This window comes from Nocardia sp. NPDC056100 (assembly GCF_042266325.1).
Lineage (GTDB): Bacteria > Actinomycetota > Actinomycetes > Mycobacteriales > Mycobacteriaceae > Nocardia.
The window spans coordinates 744,758-763,899 of record NZ_JBHJVY010000001.1 but is presented as its reverse complement, the minus strand read 5'-3'; the positions used below and the strand labels follow the sequence as shown (position 1 = coordinate 763,899).

Below are 19,142 nucleotides of genomic sequence, written 5' to 3'. Positions count from 1 at the left end.
CCCGGCGCCGGGCGATCCCCGGCCCACGAACGGTGGCCGTCGCCCGCGAGGTGTACAAATCCGCAATCGGTCTCGGCCCCCACGATGCCGCGGTCCCGGAGCAGCTACTCCGGGACCGCGGCATCATTTCGTTCGCACCCGGCGTTGCCGGATCGGGTCAGAGTTGGTCCGAGGTGTGGTCGCCGGTGCTTTCGCCGTCGGGCTGACCGATGACTTCGGGGCTGGCCGCGCCGAGGTTGCCGGTGAGTTCGCTTTCGGCGGTGCGGCTTTGGTGGGGCTGGACGGTGCGGGAGGAATCCTGATCGGAGCCGCCGCGCTGGCCCGCACCCGCTGCCGGGGAGCCCATGAAGCCGGGGTTGGCGGGGCCGCCCATGCCGGGGGCTCCCGCCGCTCCGGAGCCGAAGGGGTTGGCCTGGGCGGCGATTCGGCCGCCGGGGACCGAGGAGCCGGGGCCGCCGGGGACCGAGGGGATGCCGCCGCCGAGGCCGCCGCCACCCGCGCCGCCGCCACCGGCCGCACCACCGCCGCCTCCGCCCAGGCCCGCGGCCTTGGTGTCGAGATCGGTGGGGGAGTTGGGGTTCGGGTTCGCCGGGGTGGTCGCGGACGGGTTGATCGCGCCCTCCAGGAGCGACTTGGCCTGTTCCAGGATGGGCTGGCCGACGTTCTGGGCGAGGGATTGGGCTACCTCGGCGGGGTTGACGCCGGTGCCGTTCCGGCCCAGGAGTTGGCCGATGACGGCGTTGAGTTGGGTGGTGTAGCCGGAGAGTTCGCCGTGGGTCAGGTTGACGACCGTGATGGCCGAGCCGAGATGTTCTGTGGCGGAAGCGATCAGGGCGGTCTGGCCCGGGGGAGTCAGGGCCACCGGGGCCAGTGCCGTGGCTTGTGCGGCGAAGGATTGGGCGATGGCGGTGAGCTGGATATTGCCGCGCTGCACCACCGCGGCGGCCTGTTCGGTGAGGGTGGACAGGTCGAAGCCGCGCTGGGTGGTTTCCTGACCGTGCGCCTGCGCCTGCTGACCCGCCGACTGCGCCTTATCGGAAGCCTGTCCCTGCCACAGTGATTCGACGGTTTTGAGCGCGCCGCCGCCGACCTGCACGGCGCTCTCGATGAATTTCGAGCCCTGGCTCAGCAGCGTCGCCGGGTTCACCGCGCCCAGGACGCCGGTGCCGAAGCTGTTGATCAGATCCAGGAACGGTCTGAACAGGGCGTCGATACCCGGAATCGCCGGGACGGACAGGCCCTTCATGAGGTCGCCGACCGGATCGGCGGGCAGCGGCGGCAACACCGGGTTACCGGTGGCCCGGGTGAACGCGGCCTGTGCGGCATCGAGCGCGGCGGGGACACTGTTCAGCGCGGTCTGGGCATTGCCGAGCACACCCTGGGCATCGCTCAACGCCCGTTGAGCTCCGGAGAGCACACCGTGCGCGGAATCGAGTGCGGGCGAGATCGCACCGTCCAGCACCGAGGCGGCATGCGTATCGCCGCCGGAACCGCCCGGAAAATGCGGCAGGCCACCCGCGAGCGGGGTGCCGTCCTGCTCGAATTCCTTGCGGGACAAGGCGAATGCGGGCGGTTCGAAGTCGGCGATATCGGCGGGGAGATCACCGAGCGGCAGCGTGGGCAGCGCACCGGGGTACATGGCAGGCAATGCATGGGCGGGATCGGCCATCGGAGCGATCGGATGGTGCATTCCGATCACGCCGGAATCGAGGGGCCTCATACCTGCTCGCCGATCCGGCTCGCCGCACTGCCCAGCCCGCTCGCGAAGGAGTCGTCGGTGGCGTCGTAGGTGGCGGCGGAACCGAAGGCGGTCTGCCCGATATGTGCGAATCTTTGGGACAGCGCGTTGATATCTCTATCGTGCAGTAGCTCGGCGACCGCGAAGCTGGCCAGGAAATCCGCGCCGATGAGCCCGAAGACGGGTGTCATGGCGGCAACGTGCGAGGCCGTGTCGATGCCGCCGGTGGCGGCGATATCGGCGGCTACGCCGTGCTGTGCGGTAGCGAAGCCGCGGACCGCGTCGGTGTCGACCGAGAGATCGGCCATGGGAGCCCCCCAATCAGCGTGACTGGCATCGAGTCGAAAACACATGCGGTTGCGAATATAGCCCACCGAGAGTCCAGCTCGGCGTGCCGTTCGTCTCCACGCCGCAGGTAGAAGCGGTTTCCGGATCGTCGCCCGGCCGTTCTTGCAAATTAGAACAAGTTCTATATTCTTCATCACATGAAGGTCGCAGTCACCGGCGCCGCCGGGTTCCTTGGCACCAATTTGCTTCGCCTGCTTACGGATCGCGGTCACGAGGTGACTGCCATCGATCGCGTCCGCCCCGCCACCGATACGCCCGGCGTGACGTGGGTGAGCGGCGATGTGCTCGATCCCGCCTCGATGCGCAAGACCCTCGACGGGGCCGAGGTGGTCTACCACCTGGTGGCGCTCATCACCCTCGCGCACAAGAACGATCTGGCCTGGCGGGTGAACACCGAAGGCGTGCGCGTGGTCGCCGAGGCCGCCCTCGAGGTCGGTGCGCGCCGCATGGTGCACACCAGCTCCATCCACGCGTTCAACCAGTACACCTGCGGTGGCGTCATCAATGAGCGCGCGCCGCGGTCCATCGATCCGGAACTGCCGGTCTACGACCGCTCCAAGTTCCAGGGCGAGATCGAACTGCGCAAGGTCATCGACAAGGGCCTGGATGCGGTCGTCTGCAATCCGACCGGTGTGTATGGCCCGATCGACCACACCGATTCGCGCATCAACAAGACGCTCTGGGATGCCGCGCGCGGCCGCGTCCCGGTCATGATCAGCGGCGGCTTCGATCTGGTCGATGTGCGCGATGTGGCCGGCGGCCTGGTGCTCGCGGGCGAGCGCGGTAAGACCGGTGAGAACTATCTGCTCGGCGGCCACTTCACCAATATGTTCGACGCCACCCGGCTCGCGGCAGAGGTGAACGGAAAGATGAAGCCCGCCTTCGCGATTCCGGCCAAGCTGATCAACTCGCTGATGCCGGTGATGGAACCGGTCGCCAAGGCCATGGGCAGCGATCGCATCTCCAAGGCCGCCATGGGCGCGCTGCTGTCGGCTCCGATTGTGGAGCACGACAAGGCAACCGCCGAAATCGGTTACCGGCCGCGGCCTGCCGAGGAGACCATTCGCGATCTCGTCGCGTTCTACAACGGCCAGAATTTCAAGGTCGTCACGCAGAAGATCGCGTGACGCCAGCGGAGACGCTTGACTTACGCTAGAACAAATGTTCGACTTGGGTGGTGCGGTGGCAGAGCCAGACCTTGGAGGCCGATAACGGCGCGCTGCCCGGGCTCGAACGCGCGGGATTCGTTCGCAGCGTACAGACTCCGGACTTCGAAGGCATCACCTTCCACGAGGTGTTGTGCAAGTCCGCGCTGAACAAGGTGCCCGACGGCGGGAGCCTGCCGTTCAATTGGACGATCAACCCCATGCGCGGCTGCTCGCACGCGTGCACCTACTGCTTCGCACGCGGCACCCACGAATATCTGGATCTGGACGCGGGCGATGATTTCGACCGTCAGATCGTGGTCAAGACCAATGTCGCGGCGGTGCTGCGCCGGGAGCTGCACAAGCGCTCCTGGCATCGGGAAACCGTTGCGCTGGGGTCGAATACGGATCCCTATCAGCGCGCCGAGGGTCGTTACCGGCTGATGCCGGGCATCATCGGCGCGCTCGCCGAATCGGGGACGGGCTTCTCCGTCCTCACCAAAGGCACCCTGATGCGCCGGGATCTGCCGCTGCTCACCCAGGCGGCGCAGCAGGTGCCGGTGCATCTCGCGGTGTCCATCGCGATTCTCGATCCGGAACTGCACGCCAGTCTCGAGCCCGGTACGCCTTCACCGCGAGCGCGCCTGGAGTTGGTGCGCGCCTTGGCCGATGCCGGTTTCGCCGTGAATGTCATGGTGGCCCCGATCATTCCGTACCTCACGGACAGCCGCGCCCACCTCGATGAGTTGATCACCGCCATCGCCGATGCGGGCGCGGCGAGCGTGGTCGCATTCCCCATGCACCTGCGCGGCAGCACCCGCGGCTGGTTCCTCAATTGGCTCGCCGAACAGCACCCGGCGATGCTGCGCCGGTACCGGCAGCTGTATGGTCGCGGTGCTTCGGTGACACCGGAGTACTCCGCATGGCTACGCGGTCGGATCGAGCCACTGCTGGAGAAGCACGGTTTGAACGGCGAACGGCAGGCCGAACCCGAGGTGCGCGCCGCCGTATCGCAGACGCCCGACCCGCAACTGGCCCTGTTCGCCTGACGCCAGTCGCGCAATCTTTGCCTGATTCACCAATCTCTGCCCGTTTCACCGCTCACATCGCGGGCGTGCCGCGAATATAGCGGAGTAGTTTGGCGTTGGTACCTCTCACGGACGAGGAAGTGATGTAGGCGCATGGGAAACAGCGGTGCCCCAGAGAAATTGGAAAAGGTTGTAATTCGGTTCGCTGGCGACTCCGGCGACGGTATGCAGCTCACCGGTGACCGATTCACCCACGAGGCAGCCGCATTCGGCAATGACCTCGCCACCCAGCCCAGCTTTCCCGCCGAGATCCGCGCGCCCCAGGGCACGCTGCCGGGTGTTTCCTCATTCCAGATCCAGATCGCGGACTATGACATCCTCACCGCCGGTGACCAGCCCGATGTGCTGGTAGCGATGAATCCCGCTGCGCTGAAGGCGAATCTGGAGGATCTGGCGCGCGGGGCGACCTTGATCATCAATACGGACGAATTCACCAAACGCAATCTCGCCAAGGTCGGGTATGCCGGTGATCCGCTCACCGATGACACTTTGACCGATTTCGTGGTGCACAAGGTGCCCATGACTTCGCTGACTCTCGGTGCGACCGAACCGACCGGTGTGGGCAAGAAAGACGGTCAGCGCGCCAAGAATATGTTCGCGCTGGGATTGCTGTCCTGGATGTACGGGCGGCCACTCGGCGGCACCGAACAGTTCATGCGGGAGAAATTCGCCGCCACGCCGGATGTGGCCGAAGCGAATATCCTCGCATTCCGGGCAGGGTGGAATTATGGCGAAACCACCGAATCCTTCGCCACCACCTACGAGGTCGCTCCCGCGACGCTGCCCGCGGGCACCTACCGGCAGATCACCGGCAATACCGCGCTCGCCTACGGCATCGTCACCGCCGGGCAGCTGTCCGGGCTGCCGGTCTTCCTGGGGACCTATCCGATCACGCCGGCCTCGGACATCCTGCACGAGCTGAGCAAGCATAAGAACTTCGGCGTCACCACCTTCCAGGCCGAGGACGAGATCGCCGGAATCGGTGCGGCACTGGGGGCTTCGCTCGGCGGGGCGCTGGGGGTCACCAGCACGTCCGGTCCCGGACTGGCGCTCAAGAGCGAAACCATCGGCCTGGCCGTGATGACCGAACTGCCGCTGCTCATCGTCGATGTGCAGCGCGGCGGGCCGTCCACCGGACTGCCGACCAAGACCGAACAGGCCGATCTGCTGCAGGCGCTGTACGGGCGCAATGGCGAATCGCCGGTCCCCGTGGTGGCACCGCGTTCGCCCGCGGACTGTTTCGACGCCGCCGTGGAGGCCGCGCGCATCGCGCTCACCTACCGCACGCCCGTGCTGCTGCTCTCCGACGGCGCGATCGCCAATGGCTCCGAACCGTGGTCGATCCCCGAGGTGAGCGAAATGCCGCGCATCGACCCGGGATTCGAGCCCGCGGGCGATCCGGGCGATCCGTTCGAACCCTATGCCCGCGACCCCGAAACCCTGGCCCGTCCGCTCGCGGTGCCCGGTACGGTCGGGCGCGCGCATCGCATCGGCGGCCTGGAAAAGGCCGACGGCAGCGGCAATATCTCGTACGAGCCCGCCAATCACGAACTGATGGTGCGGCTGCGGCAGGCCAAGATCGACGGCATCACCGTGCCCGATCTCGAGGTCGAGGATCCCAGCGGGCGGGCCGAACTGCTGCTCATCGGCTGGGGCAGCTCCTACGGACCGATCGGCGAGGCGTGCCGCCGGGCGCGGAGGCGTGGCGTGCCGGTGGCGCAGGCGCATCTGCGGCATCTGAACCCGTTCCCCGCCAATCTCGGTGCGGTGCTGAAGCGCTATCGCACCGTGGTCGCACCGGAGATGAACGGCGGCCAGCTCGCCATGCTGCTGCGCGCCCGCTATCTGGTCGATGTGCAGCCGTGGACAAAGATCGCCGGGCTGGCCTTCTCGGCACAGGAACTCGTCGGCGTCATCGACGCGGCACTGGACGGATCCATCGCGGAGATGGAACAGGCCAAGGCCTTCGCCGCCCGAGCGCGGGCCACCTACCGCACACCAGGGGGTAACGCATGACCATCCTCGAAAACCCGTTCGTGGGAACCGATCTCGGCCTGACCGGGCTGTCCGGGGTACCGCGCGCGGACGGACCGCAGAAGGCCAAGGACTACACCACCGATCAGGAGGTGCGCTGGTGCCCGGGCTGCGGTGACTACGTCATCCTCGCCACCGTGCGCGGCTTCCTGGCCGATCTCGGGCTCGAACGCGACAACCTCATGTTCGTCTCCGGGATCGGATGCTCGAGCCGCTTCCCGTATTACCTGGAGGCGTACGGGATTCACTCGATTCACGGGCGTGCGCCCGCCATCGCCACCGGGCTCGCGGTCACCCGGCCGGATCTGTCGGTATGGGTGGTGACCGGTGATGGTGACGCGCTGTCCATCGGCGGCAATCATCTCATTCACGCGCTGCGGCGCAATGTGAACATGACGATCCTGTTGTTCAACAACAGGATCTACGGGCTCACCAAGGGGCAGTACTCGCCGACCTCGGAGACCGGCAAGGTCACCAAATCCACGCCGATGGGGTCGATCGACCATCCGTTCAACACGCTGTCGGTGGCGCTCGGTGCCGAAGCCACCTTCGCCGCACGGGCTTTGGACTCCGATCGGGCCGGGCTCAACGAGGTGCTGCGGGCCGCGGCCGAACATCGCGGCACCTCATTCGTGGAGATCCTGCAGGACTGCCCGATCTTCAATGACGGTTCCTTCGACGCGCTGCGCCGCGACAACGCCGAATCGCATTTGATCCGGCTGCGGCACGGTGAACCCATCCGGTTCGGGGCCGAGAGTGAATTCGCCGTGGTGCGAAGCGGTTTCGGGCTGCGCGTGGTGCGCGCGGACAGCGTCGCCGACTCCGAGATCGTGGTGCACGACGCGTACACCGATAATCCGGAATACGCGTACGCGCTCTCGCGGCTCTCGGATCAGGACCTGTCACACGTGGTGACCGGCGTCTTCCGCAGCGTCGCCCGCTCCACCTACGACGACGGTGTGCGCGCCCAGTTGGAGACGGCGGCCGAACGCAAACCGGTACAGGAGAATTCGCTCCAGCACCTGCTCACCGGCCGCGAAACCTGGACGGTCGCCTGAGCTTTCGATCACCGGGAAGGCGTTCCGCAGGCGCTGGGGCATATCAGCGAAGTGCTTGCGGGACGCCTTTCGCATGTCTGTCGCACAACACCATTGCATGGGTATATGTACGACCGTATGCTTACTTTCATGACCGCATTAGCGCACCCTTTGACCGAGGACACGGATCCGTATGTCCTGCCACCCACCGAACTCGCCGCACTGCTGTTCGACGCGCCCTGGCGGCGGTACGCGGTATTCGGCGACAGCCTGTCGGTGGGCGCAGGTGATGTCATCCCGGGTTACGCGGATCTGGGCTGGCCTACCCGCGTCGAGCGGGTGCTGCGCATGGTCGGCCCGGATCTGGAGTACCTCAATACCGCTCGCATCGGGGCCACCACCGCGCAGGCGCTGGCCGAGCAGGGCGAGCGCATCCACGATTTCGCGCCCGATCTGCTGCATGTGAACAGCGGCGCGAACGATATCGTGCGGCGCGAGCTCGATTGGGAGCAGATCGAGCACGGTCTGCGCACCATGTACCGATTCGCCGCGGCCACCCGCGCCCAGATCGCCGTGTACACCCTCGGTCGCGCCTTCGTCATCCCGGTCTTCCCGGATTGGGGCGACCGATTGCGCAGGCTGAACGACCTCACCCGCACGCTCGCTCGCGAATTCGATGCCGTCCTGGTGGATTCCGAGGACCACCCGCTCAATGACCGCCCGAACCTGTTGAGCGAGGACGGAATCCATTTCTCCACCTCCGGCCAGGCCATCCTCGCGACGCTCATGGTCCGGGAACTCGCGCATCGCCTGGCCTGATCCGGCCCAAAAAATTTTAGGGAAACTAGCTATGGTTGAGTCTAGTCAGGCTCTGGTATCGCCACCCGTCCGGGATCGGTCGAATCTCATTCTGCTGGTGCTGTGTTCGGCGGCCTTCATGGCGATGCTGGACACCTTCATCGTCAACGTCGCCTTCACCGCCATCGGCGACGGCTTTCCGGGATCATCGCTCGCGGATCTGAGCTGGGTGCTCAACGCCTACACCATCGTGTACGCGGCGCTGCTCATACCGGCCGGACGGCTGGCCGACCGATACGGCCGCAAACGCGGATTCCTCACCGGCCTGGCCGTTTTCACGGCCGCGAGCGTGGCGTGCGCCCTCGCACCGAGTCTGTGGTCGCTCATCGGATTCCGCGCGCTCCAGGCGGCCGGGGCGGCGCTGCTCACACCCACCAGCCTCGGACTGCTGCTGACCGCGCTACCGGTCGAACGCCGCGCGACCGCCGTGAAGATCTGGGCCACCTCGACCTCCCTCGCCGCCGCGATCGGCCCGATCATCGGCGGGGCGCTGGTGCAGCTGTCCTGGCAGTGGGTGTTCCTGGTCAATGTTCCGGTCGGGGTGATCGCCATGGTCGCGGCGGTCTACGTGGTGCCCGATCTCGGAGACGCTGTGGCAGGCCGGATTCCGGACCTGCTGGGCGCGCTGGTGCTGGCGCTCGGGCTCGGTGCGCTGGCGCTGGCCTTGGTCAAGGGGCAGGAGTGGGGCTGGTCCGGGACGTCGACGCTCATCGCCTTCGCCGTGGCCGCCGCCGGATTCGGCACGGTGATCGTGCGGGTGCTGACCCACGTCATGCCGATCGTGGATCCGGGACTGCTGCGGGTGCGCACCTTCTTCTGGTCGAACATCACCGCGCTGCTGTTCTGTACGGCGTTCGGCGCCGTATTGCCCAGTGCGGTACTGCGATTGGAGACCGGTGCGCACTACAGTGCCCTGACCACCGGTCTCGCGCTCGCGCCGGGGCCGCTCATGGTCATGGTCTTCGCCGTGGCCGGACAGCGCCTCACCCGGCGCGGCTGGCCCGCGAATCGCATTGTCGCCCTGGGCAATGCGCTGTTCGCCTGCGGCGCGGTGCTGTTGGCGGTGAGTGCGGGCGCGGAGGTCGACTACCTCACCCGGGTGCTGCCCGGCTGGATGATCATCGGTGTGGGAGTGGGGTTTTCACTGCCCAGCCTGCTCGCCGCGGCGACCGTCGGCCTGCCGCCCGCGCACGTGTCGAGCGGCAGCGGTGTGGTCAATACCAGCCGCCAGCTCGGCTACGTCTTCGGCGTCACCATGCTCGTCGCCATCCTCGGCACGCTGAGCGCCGACGCGGGTGCCGCCGTCACCGGGTTCACCCGCGCCTGGTGGGCCATCGCCGCGGTGGCACTGCTGAGCACGCTCACTGCGCTCGGCACTACCGCACGCGCCGAAGCGATTGCCTGACAGCGCTGTTCGCGACTACTTCAGGCCGGGCGGATTGTTCAGATCGCGCGCCGAGAAGGTGTCGCACATCTTGATCTGCCCGGACTTGTAGCCCGAGAGGAACCACTTCTGGCGTTCCTCGGACGAACCGTGCGTCCAGGCTTCGGGATTCACGCGACCGGTCGACGCCTTCTGAATGCGATCGTCGCCCACGGCCGAGGCCGCGGAGAGACCGTCGTTGATGTCGTTGTTGGTCAACGGCTTCAGGAACGGCTGATCCGAACCGGGTGCGGGCAGCTTATCGGCGTAGTACGCCCACACGCCCGCATAGCAGTCGGCCTGGAGTTCGGTGCGGACCGCACCGGACTCCGGACCCTGCGGATCACGCTGCGCCCGATTGATATCGCCGAGCAGGTTCTGGATGTGATGGCCGAACTCGTGCGCCACCACGTACTCCTGCGCCAGCGGTCCGCCGCTCGCACCGAAGCGATCCTTGAGTTCCTGGAAGAAGCTGGTGTCGAAGTACGCGGTCTGATCGGCCGGGCAGTAGAACGGCCCGACCGCCGAGGACGCGCGGCCGCAGCCGGTGTTCACCTGACCGGAGAACAGCGTCACCTTCGGGTCGACGTATTTCTTGTTCACCTGCTTGGGCAGTTCGGTGCTCCACACCGCGTCCAAGCTCTGCACCGTCAGCACCACGCGACAGTCCACGTACTTGTTCGCGTCCGCACCGGTCTTGCAGTGATCGGGTGTTTTCACCGATCCGCTGTTGGCATTGCTGTCCGCACCCGTGAACTGTCCGAGCACACTCCCCGGATCGCCACCCAACAGCAATGTCGCTATCAGCACGATGATGCCCACGGCACCACCGCCGAGAACCAATCCGCCGCCCATGCCCGGTCCGCCACCGCCGCCGGAAACCCGGTTCGGGTCGATCTGCAGGCCCTCGTTGAAGGTCATACGCACTAGCTTGGCACGGCCGCACGGATATCGGTTTCCACTCGGGAAACGTGTCTCACTACGATGGGAGCGCACCCGGCGGACCCCGCGGTGTTTTCCAGCCCATCGAAAGGATTCCCGTGCTGCGCACCCACTTGGCTGGTTCGCTGCGAAGCGAGCAGGCCGGTCAGACCGTCACCCTCACCGGATGGGTGGCCCGGCGTCGAGACCACGGTGGCGTGATCTTCATCGATCTGCGTGATGCGTCGGGCGTGTCGCAGGCCGTCTTCCGTGAGGGCGAGCCCGCCGAACAGGCCCATAAGCTGCGCAACGAGTTCTGCGTGAAGGTCACCGGTGTGGTCGAGAATCGGCCGGCCGGCAGTGAGAACCCGAACCTGCCCACCGGTGCGATCGAGGTGAACGTCACCGAACTCGAGGTGCTCAACGAGTCCGCGCCGCTGCCGTTCCAGCTCGATGACGAGCCGGGCGAAGAGGCTCGCCTGAAGTACCGCTACCTGGATCTGCGCCGCGAAGGCCCGGCCCATGCCATCCGGCTGCGGTCCAAGGTCAGCGCCGCCGCCCGCGAGGTGCTCGGCAATCACGCGTTCGTCGAGGTCGAGACCCCGACCATGACGCGTTCGACCCCCGAGGGCGCGCGCGACTTCCTGGTCCCCGCGCGTTTGCAACCGGGCAAGTTCTACGCGCTGCCGCAGTCCCCGCAGCTGTTCAAGCAGCTGCTCATGGTCGCGGGCATCGAGCGGTACTACCAGATCGCGCGCTGCTACCGCGATGAGGACTTCCGCGCCGACCGCCAGCCCGAGTTCACCCAGCTCGATATCGAGATGAGCTTCGTGACCCAGGAGGATGTGATCCTGCTGGCCGAGGACATCCTGGTCGCGCTGTGGAAGCTCATCGGGCACGAGATCAGCACCCCGATCCCGCACATGACCTACGCCGACGCCATGCGCCGGTTCGGTTCGGACAAGCCCGATCTGCGCTTCGGCATCGAGATCACCGAAATGGCGGAGTACTTCAAGGACACGTCCTTCCGCGTGTTCCAGGCTCCGTACGTCGGCGCGGTCGTCATGCCGGGCGGTGCCTCGCAGCCGCGGCGTCAGCTCGACGCCTGGCAGGAATGGGCCAAGCAGCGCGGCGCGAAGGGCCTGGCGTACATCCTGATTCAGGAGGACGGCACCCTCGGCGGACCGGTCGCCAAGAACCTGACCGATGCCGAACGCGAGGGCCTGGCCAAGTACGTCGGCGCGAACCCGGGCGACTGCGTGTTCTTCGCCGCCGGTGAGGCCAAGCCGCAGCGCGCGCTGCTCGGCGCGGCCCGCGGTGAGATCGCGCGCAAGTGCGGCCTCATCGACGAGAACGAGTGGGCCTTCGTCTGGATCGTGGACGCCCCCATGTTCGAACCCGCCGCCGACGCCACCGCCAGTGGTGATGTGGCCCTCGGCCATTCGGCCTGGACCGCGGTGCACCACGCCTTCACCTCGCCCAAGCCCGAACATCTGGCCACCTTCGACACCGATCCCGGTTCGGCGCTGGCCTACGCCTACGACATCGTCTGCAACGGCAATGAAATCGGCGGCGGCTCGATCCGTATTCACCGTAAAGACGTGCAGGAGCGGGTCTTCAAGGTGATGGGCATCAATGACGAAGAGGCCCAGGACAAGTTCGGGTTCCTCCTCGACGCCTTCTCCTACGGCGCTCCGCCCATGGGCGGCATCGCCTTCGGCTGGGACCGCATCACCGCGCTGCTCGCCGGAGTCGACTCCATTCGCGAGGTCATCGCCTTCCCGAAGTCCGGTGGCGGCGTCGACCCGCTCACCGACGCCCCGACCCCGATCACCCCGATCCAGCGTCGCGACGCGGGACTCGATGTGAAGCTGGACGAGAACGGCAACCCGGTCAAGGCCGAGAAGTAGGCCGTACGAAAAACGAAGCACCCGTTGCCGATTCCTCGGCGGCGGGTGCTTCGTCGTTCCGGTGGATCAGTACTGCACGACCAGGCGGCCGGTGAGGAAGCGGTAGGCGTAGGTGACCGCGATCGCGCTGACCGGACCGGCGACCAACAGGCCGATACCGCAGCAGAGCGCGCCGACGAAGGTGATGACCAGGACGGTCAGGGCCAGCAGCAGGATCTGCAGGACATTCGCGATCACCAATTGCGCACTGGCCTTGATGGCGTTGATCGGATCCATTTCCTGATCGATCACGAAGTGCAGCGAGAACATGCACAGGATGCCGACGATCACGACCGGGAAGATGCAGAGCATCGAGGCGATCAGACAGGCCACGAATACGATGAGCGCGGTGAGCAGCACGCTGCCCGCGTTCACGAAGCCGAAGAAGGCCGGGAAATCCGGTGGGGTGCCATCGGTTTCGTAGAGCGCGCCGCGAATCATGGCCGCCTGCAACAACCAGACGATCAGGGCCGCCACGGCGAACATGAGCAGCACACCCGCCAGCGACTGCACATTCACGATATTGACCAGCAGCGTGACCACCAGCCAGGCGATCAGGCCGATCAGCACCATACCGACCCAGGGAATCGGGTTGGCGCGGAAGCGATCCCAGCCGTAGGACACGGCATGGCCGACATCGAGGCGCTCGTACGGACGGGCCGTGATGGAGTTGTCGGCGGGTCCGGGCGGGGGAGCGCCGTCCGGACCCAGGGGCACGCTGCCGGGGGGAACGCTGCCCGGCGGGACATTGCCGGGCGGGAAACCACCCTGCTGGGGTGCGCCCGGCTGACCGTAACCCTGGGGGCCGCCCTGCTGCGGATATCCGCCCTGCGGACCGCCCGGTCCGAAGCCGCCCTGCGGTGCACCCTGCTGCGCGAAGCCGCCGCCCTGCGGATTGCCCTGCTGCGGTGGGAACCCGCCCTGCGGATTACCTTGCTGCGGTGCGAATCCGCCCTGCTGGGGGTAGCCGCCCTGGGGGCCGCCCTGCTGCGGATATCCGCCCTGGGGATTGCCCTGTTGCCCGAACCCGCCCTGGGGGTTGCCCTGCGGCGGGTAGCCGCCACTCGGATTGCCTTGCTGCGGTGGGAATCCACCGGCGGGCTGACCCTGCGGCGCGCCCGACTGCGGGTGCAGGCGGGGCGGGGGTTCCACGGCCTCGCCGTACTGCGCCGCGCCCGGACCGTCGAATTGCGGGTAGCCCGCGCGGCCGGGCAATTCGTGCCTGCCGTGTTCGGGCCCGCCGGAAGACGCTGCGGGTTCGGGGTTCTGGTGCTGTCCGGAACGGGCGGTCGAGCGCGGTCCGCCTTGGTCGCCGGGAGTGTCGCCGGAGGGATCGTTCGGTGCGGAGGGCGGCGTGCCGGTCATGGTCGCGAGCCTTTCACATTTCCCGTTTTACGGTGTGGCGCACAGCAGTTGAACATGAGACAACTAGACCACCCCGGTTGTGTCAAGCAACCAGCGCCGTGTGGGCAAACCCTTGACCAAGACACGCCGGACGACGCGCGAAAGGTTGCGCAACCGCTCGCTGAAAGTGACCTGGTGCGAGTAACTTGGGACGAGATGACCGCACTATTGGCCGAACGCGCCGCCGAAGTCGTGTCCGCGGCACAACAGTTGCTCACAAAGCGAATGGGTGCTCCGGTAAAGCTGAGTGATCCTATGGAACTCAGCGGTAGTGGTAGGACGACGGTACTTCGCGTGCGTGTTGCGGAGAACGCGTTTTCACTTCCTCGCACACTCATAGTGAAGCAGGTACGTGGCGCCGCACAGGAACGACGCACCGGGGGCATGGCACCCGGTGTGGCCAGCATCGACTCCGCATTCTTGCGCGAGGCGGTGTCCTACCAGTTCACCACCGCGCTGGGGCGTGACCACCGACCGGGGGCGTACCTACTCGCGTACAGCCTCCCCGACCGGCTGCTCATTCTCAGCGATCTGGGCGAGAACACCTCGCTCACCGCGGTCCTACAGGCGAACGCCGAACCCGCCGGGCGCAACTCGCTCATGGCATTCGCGCAGGCCCTGGGCCGCATGCACGCCGCCACCGTCGGCCGCGAGGCCGATTTCGTAGCCCTGCTACGCCGCGTCGATGTGGTGCACCGGGTCGACGGAATCGCCCAGCAGGCCGAGACCGCCGTATCCGAAGTGCCCGTTATGTTGCAGCGCGAACTCGGCATCGAGGTGCCGGGCGAGATCGCCGAACGCATCGTGCGCGGTAACCGGCTGTTCTCCGCGGGGCGCTATCGCGCCTTCAGCCCCTCGGATCTGTGCCCCGACAATGTCATTCTCAACGAGGAGGGCGCACGCTTCCTCGACTACGAATGGGGCGGCTTCCGCGACGCCACCCTCGATATCGCGTACGCGCTGGTCTCCTTCCCCGGCTGCCTCTGCGATTTCGAACTCTCCCGCGAACGCGCCCGGCAGATGGTCGAGGCCTGGCGCTCGGAAGTGGTCGCGGTCTGGCCCGCCCTCGCCGATGACGATGTGCTCAACGAGCGCATCCTCGAAGCCCGGCTCATCTGGGTGTGGTTGTCCACCTATTGGTTCCTGCCCGCCGACCACACCCGCATCGCCGCGGCGCGCGAACACGGACTGTCGATTCCGCGCTCGGCCGCACTGATCAATCGCTGGGCCGCCCTCGCCGAGGACGCCCGCTGCACCGGTGACGATTCGCTGGGTGATTTCGCCGAACATGTCTCGGCGACCCTCGAAGAGCACTGGGAAGAATAGACAGCTCGGCGCTTGAAGGCCGGATCCCCTTCGGGGACCGGCCTTTACGCTGTTCAGGGACTGTATCGGACCGCTGCGGGTCGGGTCAGACCATCGGGTTCGAGCGCGGCTCGATGCGGCCGCCGCGCCGCACGCCGAAGGAAATACCGTGGCGGACACCGGTCTTCGGATCGGACACATCGGTCAGATAGAACCAGTCCATCTGCGCCTGATCCGCGTCCACGTGCAGCACGCCGTACCCGTGCGAATCCAGCTCCGCGTAGTGCAGATGGCGGTTCACCCCGACCAGTGCGGTCTCGGCGACGACCGAGGCGGTGCGCGGCGGGGTCTTGGTCATATCGCCCATGCTCTGCGAGGAGACCGACGGGACAACGAATTCCACGCCCGCGGTCTGCCCGGCCGGATAGTTCGCGGCATCGACGGGAATGTCCGCGGCCCACGAGGTATGGATATCGCCGGTCAGGAAGACCACATCGGCGACCTGGTTATCGGTGATGGCGCGCAACAGCTTCTGCCGATCCGCCGTGTATCCATCCCATTGATCCAGATTGGCCGGAATGCCCGACTCTGGAATGCCGATCAACTCGGTGAGCGCGGCCGTGGTCGCGGGCTCCAGCGGCGGGAACACCAGCGGAGCGATCATGACCGGATTGCCGATCAACTTCCAGCTCACCGGGGCGGAGGTCACACCGGCTGTGACCCAATCCAATTGATCCTTGCCCGCGATGGTGCGATCCGGGCTGTCCACCACGCGCCAGCCCGGACCCGACTTGGCCTGCTGACTGCGGTAACTGCGCAGATCCAGCATGGACAATTCGGCCAGGGTGCCGAAGCGCAGGCGTCGGTACAGTCGCCGATCGCCGCCGGTGCGCACCGGCATCCACTCCAGATATGCCTGGAGCGCGGCCTCCCGGCGCGCCTGCCAATCGCCCTCGGTCGCGGGCTGATGGTTCTCCGCGCCGCCGGACCAGGCGTTATCGGCGGATTCGTGATCGTCCCAGGTGCAGATGAACGGCACCCGCGCGTGCAGGGTCAGCAGATCCGGATCGGTCTTGTACTGCGCGTGCCGAATTCGATAGTCGGCCAGGCTCACGATCTCGTGCGCGGGGTCGTGCGGGCGCACCGAACCGTTGCGGCCGCCGTATTCACCGCGCGGGTATTCGTAGATGTAATCCCCGAGATGCACGATGGCATCGAGATCCTCGCGCGCCGCGAGATGCCGGTATGCCCCGAAATAGCCTGCCTCCCAATTGGCGCAGGACACCACGCCGAGGCGCAGGCGGTCCGGAGCGGCCGCGGCTTCCGGCGCGGTGCGGGTGCGACCGACCGGTGAGGTCTGGCCGAGAGCCGTGAATCGATAGAAGTATTCGCGCGCCGGAGCCAGTCCGGTCACATCGACCTTGATCGTATGGTCGGATTCCGCACTCGCCGTATGGTTTCCGGATGCCGCGATCGATCCGAATCCGGCGTCGCTGGCAACCTCCCAGCGCACCGAAGTGGGTGCGCCCGCACCCGATCCGGGGGTCGCGTCCTCCGAGGGTGTGACGCGCGTCCAGATGAGGACACCGCCCGGTAATGGATCCCCGGAAGCGACCCCGTGCCGGAACACATCCGACTCCGCGCGCGCGGTCCCCGCCCCGAGTAGCGATACCGCGACCGCGGCCCCACCACCCTTCAACGCGGAACGGCGATCGAAGGGCGTTGCGATGATCTCGGTGAGGCGCACGCGTCGATCAGATCCGATACAGCACCCGCTAGGCAAATCTGGACGGATGAACAGTTCGTAACAACGCCGTGTGAACGTTCACACACCGCACAGCGATCTTGAATCATGCGTGACTACCGCGAAATGTGTGAGCTCTTCGACACCAACCATCTCGGCGAACCACCGATCCCGGCCCGGTTCCGATCGCCGCTGCGCAAGGTCGCGGACTGGACGTACGCGACCCGCGATATCGACCCCCTGCGCATGTACATGTTCGGCGACTATCGGTTCGAAGCCGAGCGGGAACGCGTCGAGGACTATGTCGCGGTGTCCCGGGCCGGTGCTGACACCGACCCGTCGTACGCGATCACCACCTATCAACTCACGCTCGGCTCGCTGGCCTTGTTCGCTCAGGTCGGCTGCGGGGGAGTCGATCGGGACCGTGCGGTCGATGTCGCGAAGGTGCGCAGAATGTTCAATGCCTGCGCCATGCTCGCCGATATCGCCGAGGTGGTTCCGGCGTGTCCGAGGCATCAGCTGATCCTGACCTACTGCGACTTTCGCGAATCACGGCTGCGGTGGCATACCCGGCTCGATGAACCGGCCTGCACCACCGCACCGAATGACCTGGAGCGTGAGCGGACGAGACGACCCGGAGCGGATCCGCTCCCGCTGTTCGCGGCGGCGGCCCGAGCACTCGAAGCTCATGCGGGGTCGACGGCCCGCGAGCCCGAATAGGTCCTCGACCGGCGCTTGGCACGCCCGGAGACGGCGGTGCGGCGAATCCTGTCGTGGGTGGACGGTACGGTCGCGGGGTGAGTGACGGGTTGTTCGACGCGCCGGGGACGGAGGACGTGGACGAGGGGTTCGTGCCGAGTGTGGCACCGATGGGTGAGGGGTTCGCGCCACTGGCCGTGCGCATGCGGCCGCGGAATCTGGATGAGGTGGTCGGGCAGCAGCATCTGCTGGGCCAGGGATCACCGCTGCGCAGATTGATCGAAGGGTCCGGGGCGGCGTCGGTGCTGCTGTACGGGCCGCCCGGCACCGGTAAGACGACGCTCGCCTCGCTGATTTCGCAATCGACCGGGCGGCGGTTCGAAGCGCTCTCGGCCCTATCCGCCGGAGTGAAAGAGGTGCGCGGGGTCATCGAGCTGGCGCGGCGGCGGCTCACCGTGGGTGAGCAGACCGTGCTGTTCATCGATGAGGTGCACCGGTTTTCCAAGACCCAGCAGGACGCGTTGCTGGCGGCGGTGGAAAACCGCATCGTGCTACTGGTCGCCGCGACCACCGAGAATCCGTCCTTCTCCGTCGTGTCACCGCTGCTGTCGCGATCACTGGTCCTACAGCTGACCTCCCTGTCGGAGGCCGATATTCGCCTGGTGCTGACCCGTGCCATCGAGGATCCGCGCGGGCTGGCGGGGGAGTACACCGTCAGCGACGAGGCGATCGAACACATCGTGCGCATCGCGGGCGGTGACGCCCGGCGCTCACTCACCGCGCTCGAGGCCTCGGCCGAATCGTCCCTGGACGGAAATGTCGGCGTGGAACTGGTGGAGGCCAGCGTCGATAAGGCAGCCGTGCGCTACGACCGCGCGGGCGATCAGCATTACGACGTCATCAGCGCGTTCATCAAATCGCTGCGCGGATCCGATGTGGACGCGGCGCTGCACTATCTGGCGCGCATGATCAGCGCGGGTGAGGATCCGCGATTCATTGCCCGCCGCTTGATGATTCAGGCCAGTGAGGAAGTCGGCATGGCCGATCCGACCGCACTGCAAACCGCGGTCGCTGCCGCGCAGGTGGTGCAGCTGGTCGGTATGCCGGAGGCGCAACTGGCGCTCACCCAGGCCACCATTCATATCGCGACCGCGCCCAAATCCGGTGCGGTGGTGAAGGGTATCGGCGCGGCCATGGCCGATGTGCGCGCGGGCAAAGCGGGCGCGGTGCCGCCGCACCTGCGCGATGGCCACTACGCCGGTGCGGCGGCGCTGGGCAATGCGCAGGGGTACAAATACCCGCACGATCACCCCGATGGTGTGCTGGGGCAGCAGTATCCGCCCGACGAATTGGTCGGGACGGACTACTACCACCCCACCGATCACGGCTATGAACGCGAAGTCGGCCCCCGAGTCACCAAACTCCGCCGCATAGTCCGAGGAAAGTAGG

15 protein-coding genes are annotated in these 19,142 nt (G+C 66.7%); 10 read left to right on the top strand and 5 right to left on the bottom strand.

Annotation, left to right across the window (positions count from 1 at the left end):
- Positions 1–157: 157 nt before the first annotated feature.
- Positions 158–1,669: a hypothetical protein gene (locus ACFC0O_RS03615; RefSeq protein WP_375953507.1), complete on the bottom strand. Its 1,512-nt coding sequence runs from the start codon at positions 1,667–1,669 to the stop codon at positions 158–160.
- A 47-nt stretch (positions 1,670–1,716) separates the two neighbouring features.
- Complete coding sequence (locus ACFC0O_RS03610) at positions 1,717–2,046, bottom strand: type VII secretion target (protein WP_364632376.1); 330 nt, start codon at positions 2,044–2,046, stop codon at positions 1,717–1,719.
- Between the two features lie 177 nt (positions 2,047–2,223).
- Here ACFC0O_RS03610 and ACFC0O_RS03605 point away from each other — a divergent pair, with 177 nt between their 5' ends.
- The 6 genes from ACFC0O_RS03605 (at position 2,224) to ACFC0O_RS03580 (ending at position 9,653) form a co-directional block, all read left to right on the top strand.
- Positions 2,224–3,213 carry an NAD-dependent epimerase/dehydratase family protein gene (locus tag ACFC0O_RS03605; protein WP_375953504.1) on the top strand — a complete coding sequence of 330 codons (990 nt, stop codon included), beginning with the start codon at positions 2,224–2,226 and terminating at the stop codon, positions 3,211–3,213.
- Between the two features lie 50 nt (positions 3,214–3,263).
- Positions 3,264–4,280 (top strand): Rv2578c family radical SAM protein, encoded by a 1,017-nt coding sequence (locus tag ACFC0O_RS03600; RefSeq protein WP_375953502.1) that lies wholly within the window; start codon positions 3,264–3,266, stop codon positions 4,278–4,280.
- Between the two features lie 132 nt (positions 4,281–4,412).
- Positions 4,413–6,335, top strand: a complete 1,923-nt coding sequence (locus ACFC0O_RS03595; protein WP_375953500.1) for a 2-oxoacid:acceptor oxidoreductase subunit alpha — start codon at positions 4,413–4,415, stop codon at positions 6,333–6,335.
- Entirely contained in the window at positions 6,332–7,411 is a 1,080-nt protein-coding gene (locus ACFC0O_RS03590; RefSeq protein WP_375953498.1) for a 2-oxoacid:ferredoxin oxidoreductase subunit beta, read from the top strand. Before ACFC0O_RS03595 ends, ACFC0O_RS03590 begins: the two co-directional genes overlap by 4 nt.
- A gap of 129 nt (positions 7,412–7,540) precedes the next feature.
- Entirely contained in the window at positions 7,541–8,209 is a 669-nt protein-coding gene (locus tag ACFC0O_RS03585) for an SGNH/GDSL hydrolase family protein (RefSeq protein WP_375953496.1), read from the top strand.
- A gap of 31 nt (positions 8,210–8,240) precedes the next feature.
- A complete protein-coding gene (locus tag ACFC0O_RS03580) occupies positions 8,241–9,653 on the top strand; it encodes an MFS transporter (protein ID WP_375953494.1) in 1,413 nt (470 codons plus the stop codon).
- Between the two features lie 15 nt (positions 9,654–9,668).
- Here ACFC0O_RS03580 and ACFC0O_RS03575 read toward each other — a convergent pair whose 3' ends face one another.
- Positions 9,669–10,592: a neutral zinc metallopeptidase gene (locus tag ACFC0O_RS03575; protein WP_364632390.1), complete on the bottom strand. Its 924-nt coding sequence runs from the start codon at positions 10,590–10,592 to the stop codon at positions 9,669–9,671.
- 119 nt (positions 10,593–10,711) lie between these two features.
- On the opposite strand from ACFC0O_RS03575, the gene aspS reads away from it, so the two are divergent.
- A complete protein-coding gene (gene aspS, locus ACFC0O_RS03570; protein ID WP_375953492.1) occupies positions 10,712–12,502 on the top strand; it encodes an aspartate--tRNA ligase in 1,791 nt (596 codons plus the stop codon).
- A 66-nt stretch (positions 12,503–12,568) separates the two neighbouring features.
- Here the strand turns inward: aspS and ACFC0O_RS03565 are convergent, their stop codons facing one another.
- Entirely contained in the window at positions 12,569–13,906 is a 1,338-nt protein-coding gene (locus ACFC0O_RS03565) for a hypothetical protein (RefSeq protein ID WP_375953490.1), read from the bottom strand.
- Between the two features lie 195 nt (positions 13,907–14,101).
- On the opposite strand from ACFC0O_RS03565, the gene ACFC0O_RS03560 reads away from it, so the two are divergent.
- Positions 14,102–15,271, top strand: coding sequence for a kinase (locus tag ACFC0O_RS03560; protein ID WP_364632396.1), 1,170 nt, complete (start codon positions 14,102–14,104; stop codon positions 15,269–15,271).
- 85 nt (positions 15,272–15,356) lie between these two features.
- Here the strand turns inward: ACFC0O_RS03560 and ACFC0O_RS03555 are convergent, their stop codons facing one another.
- A complete protein-coding gene (locus tag ACFC0O_RS03555; RefSeq protein ID WP_375953488.1) occupies positions 15,357–16,997 on the bottom strand; it encodes an alkaline phosphatase D family protein in 1,641 nt (546 codons plus the stop codon).
- A gap of 105 nt (positions 16,998–17,102) precedes the next feature.
- On the opposite strand from ACFC0O_RS03555, the gene ACFC0O_RS03550 reads away from it, so the two are divergent.
- Positions 17,103–17,714: a hypothetical protein gene (locus tag ACFC0O_RS03550; protein WP_375953486.1), complete on the top strand. Its 612-nt coding sequence runs from the start codon at positions 17,103–17,105 to the stop codon at positions 17,712–17,714.
- Positions 17,715–17,791: 77 nt separating this feature from the next.
- Positions 17,792–19,141 carry a replication-associated recombination protein A gene (locus ACFC0O_RS03545; protein WP_375953484.1) on the top strand — a complete coding sequence of 450 codons (1,350 nt, stop codon included), beginning with the start codon at positions 17,792–17,794 and terminating at the stop codon, positions 19,139–19,141.
- Position 19,142: the final 1 nt, after the last annotated feature.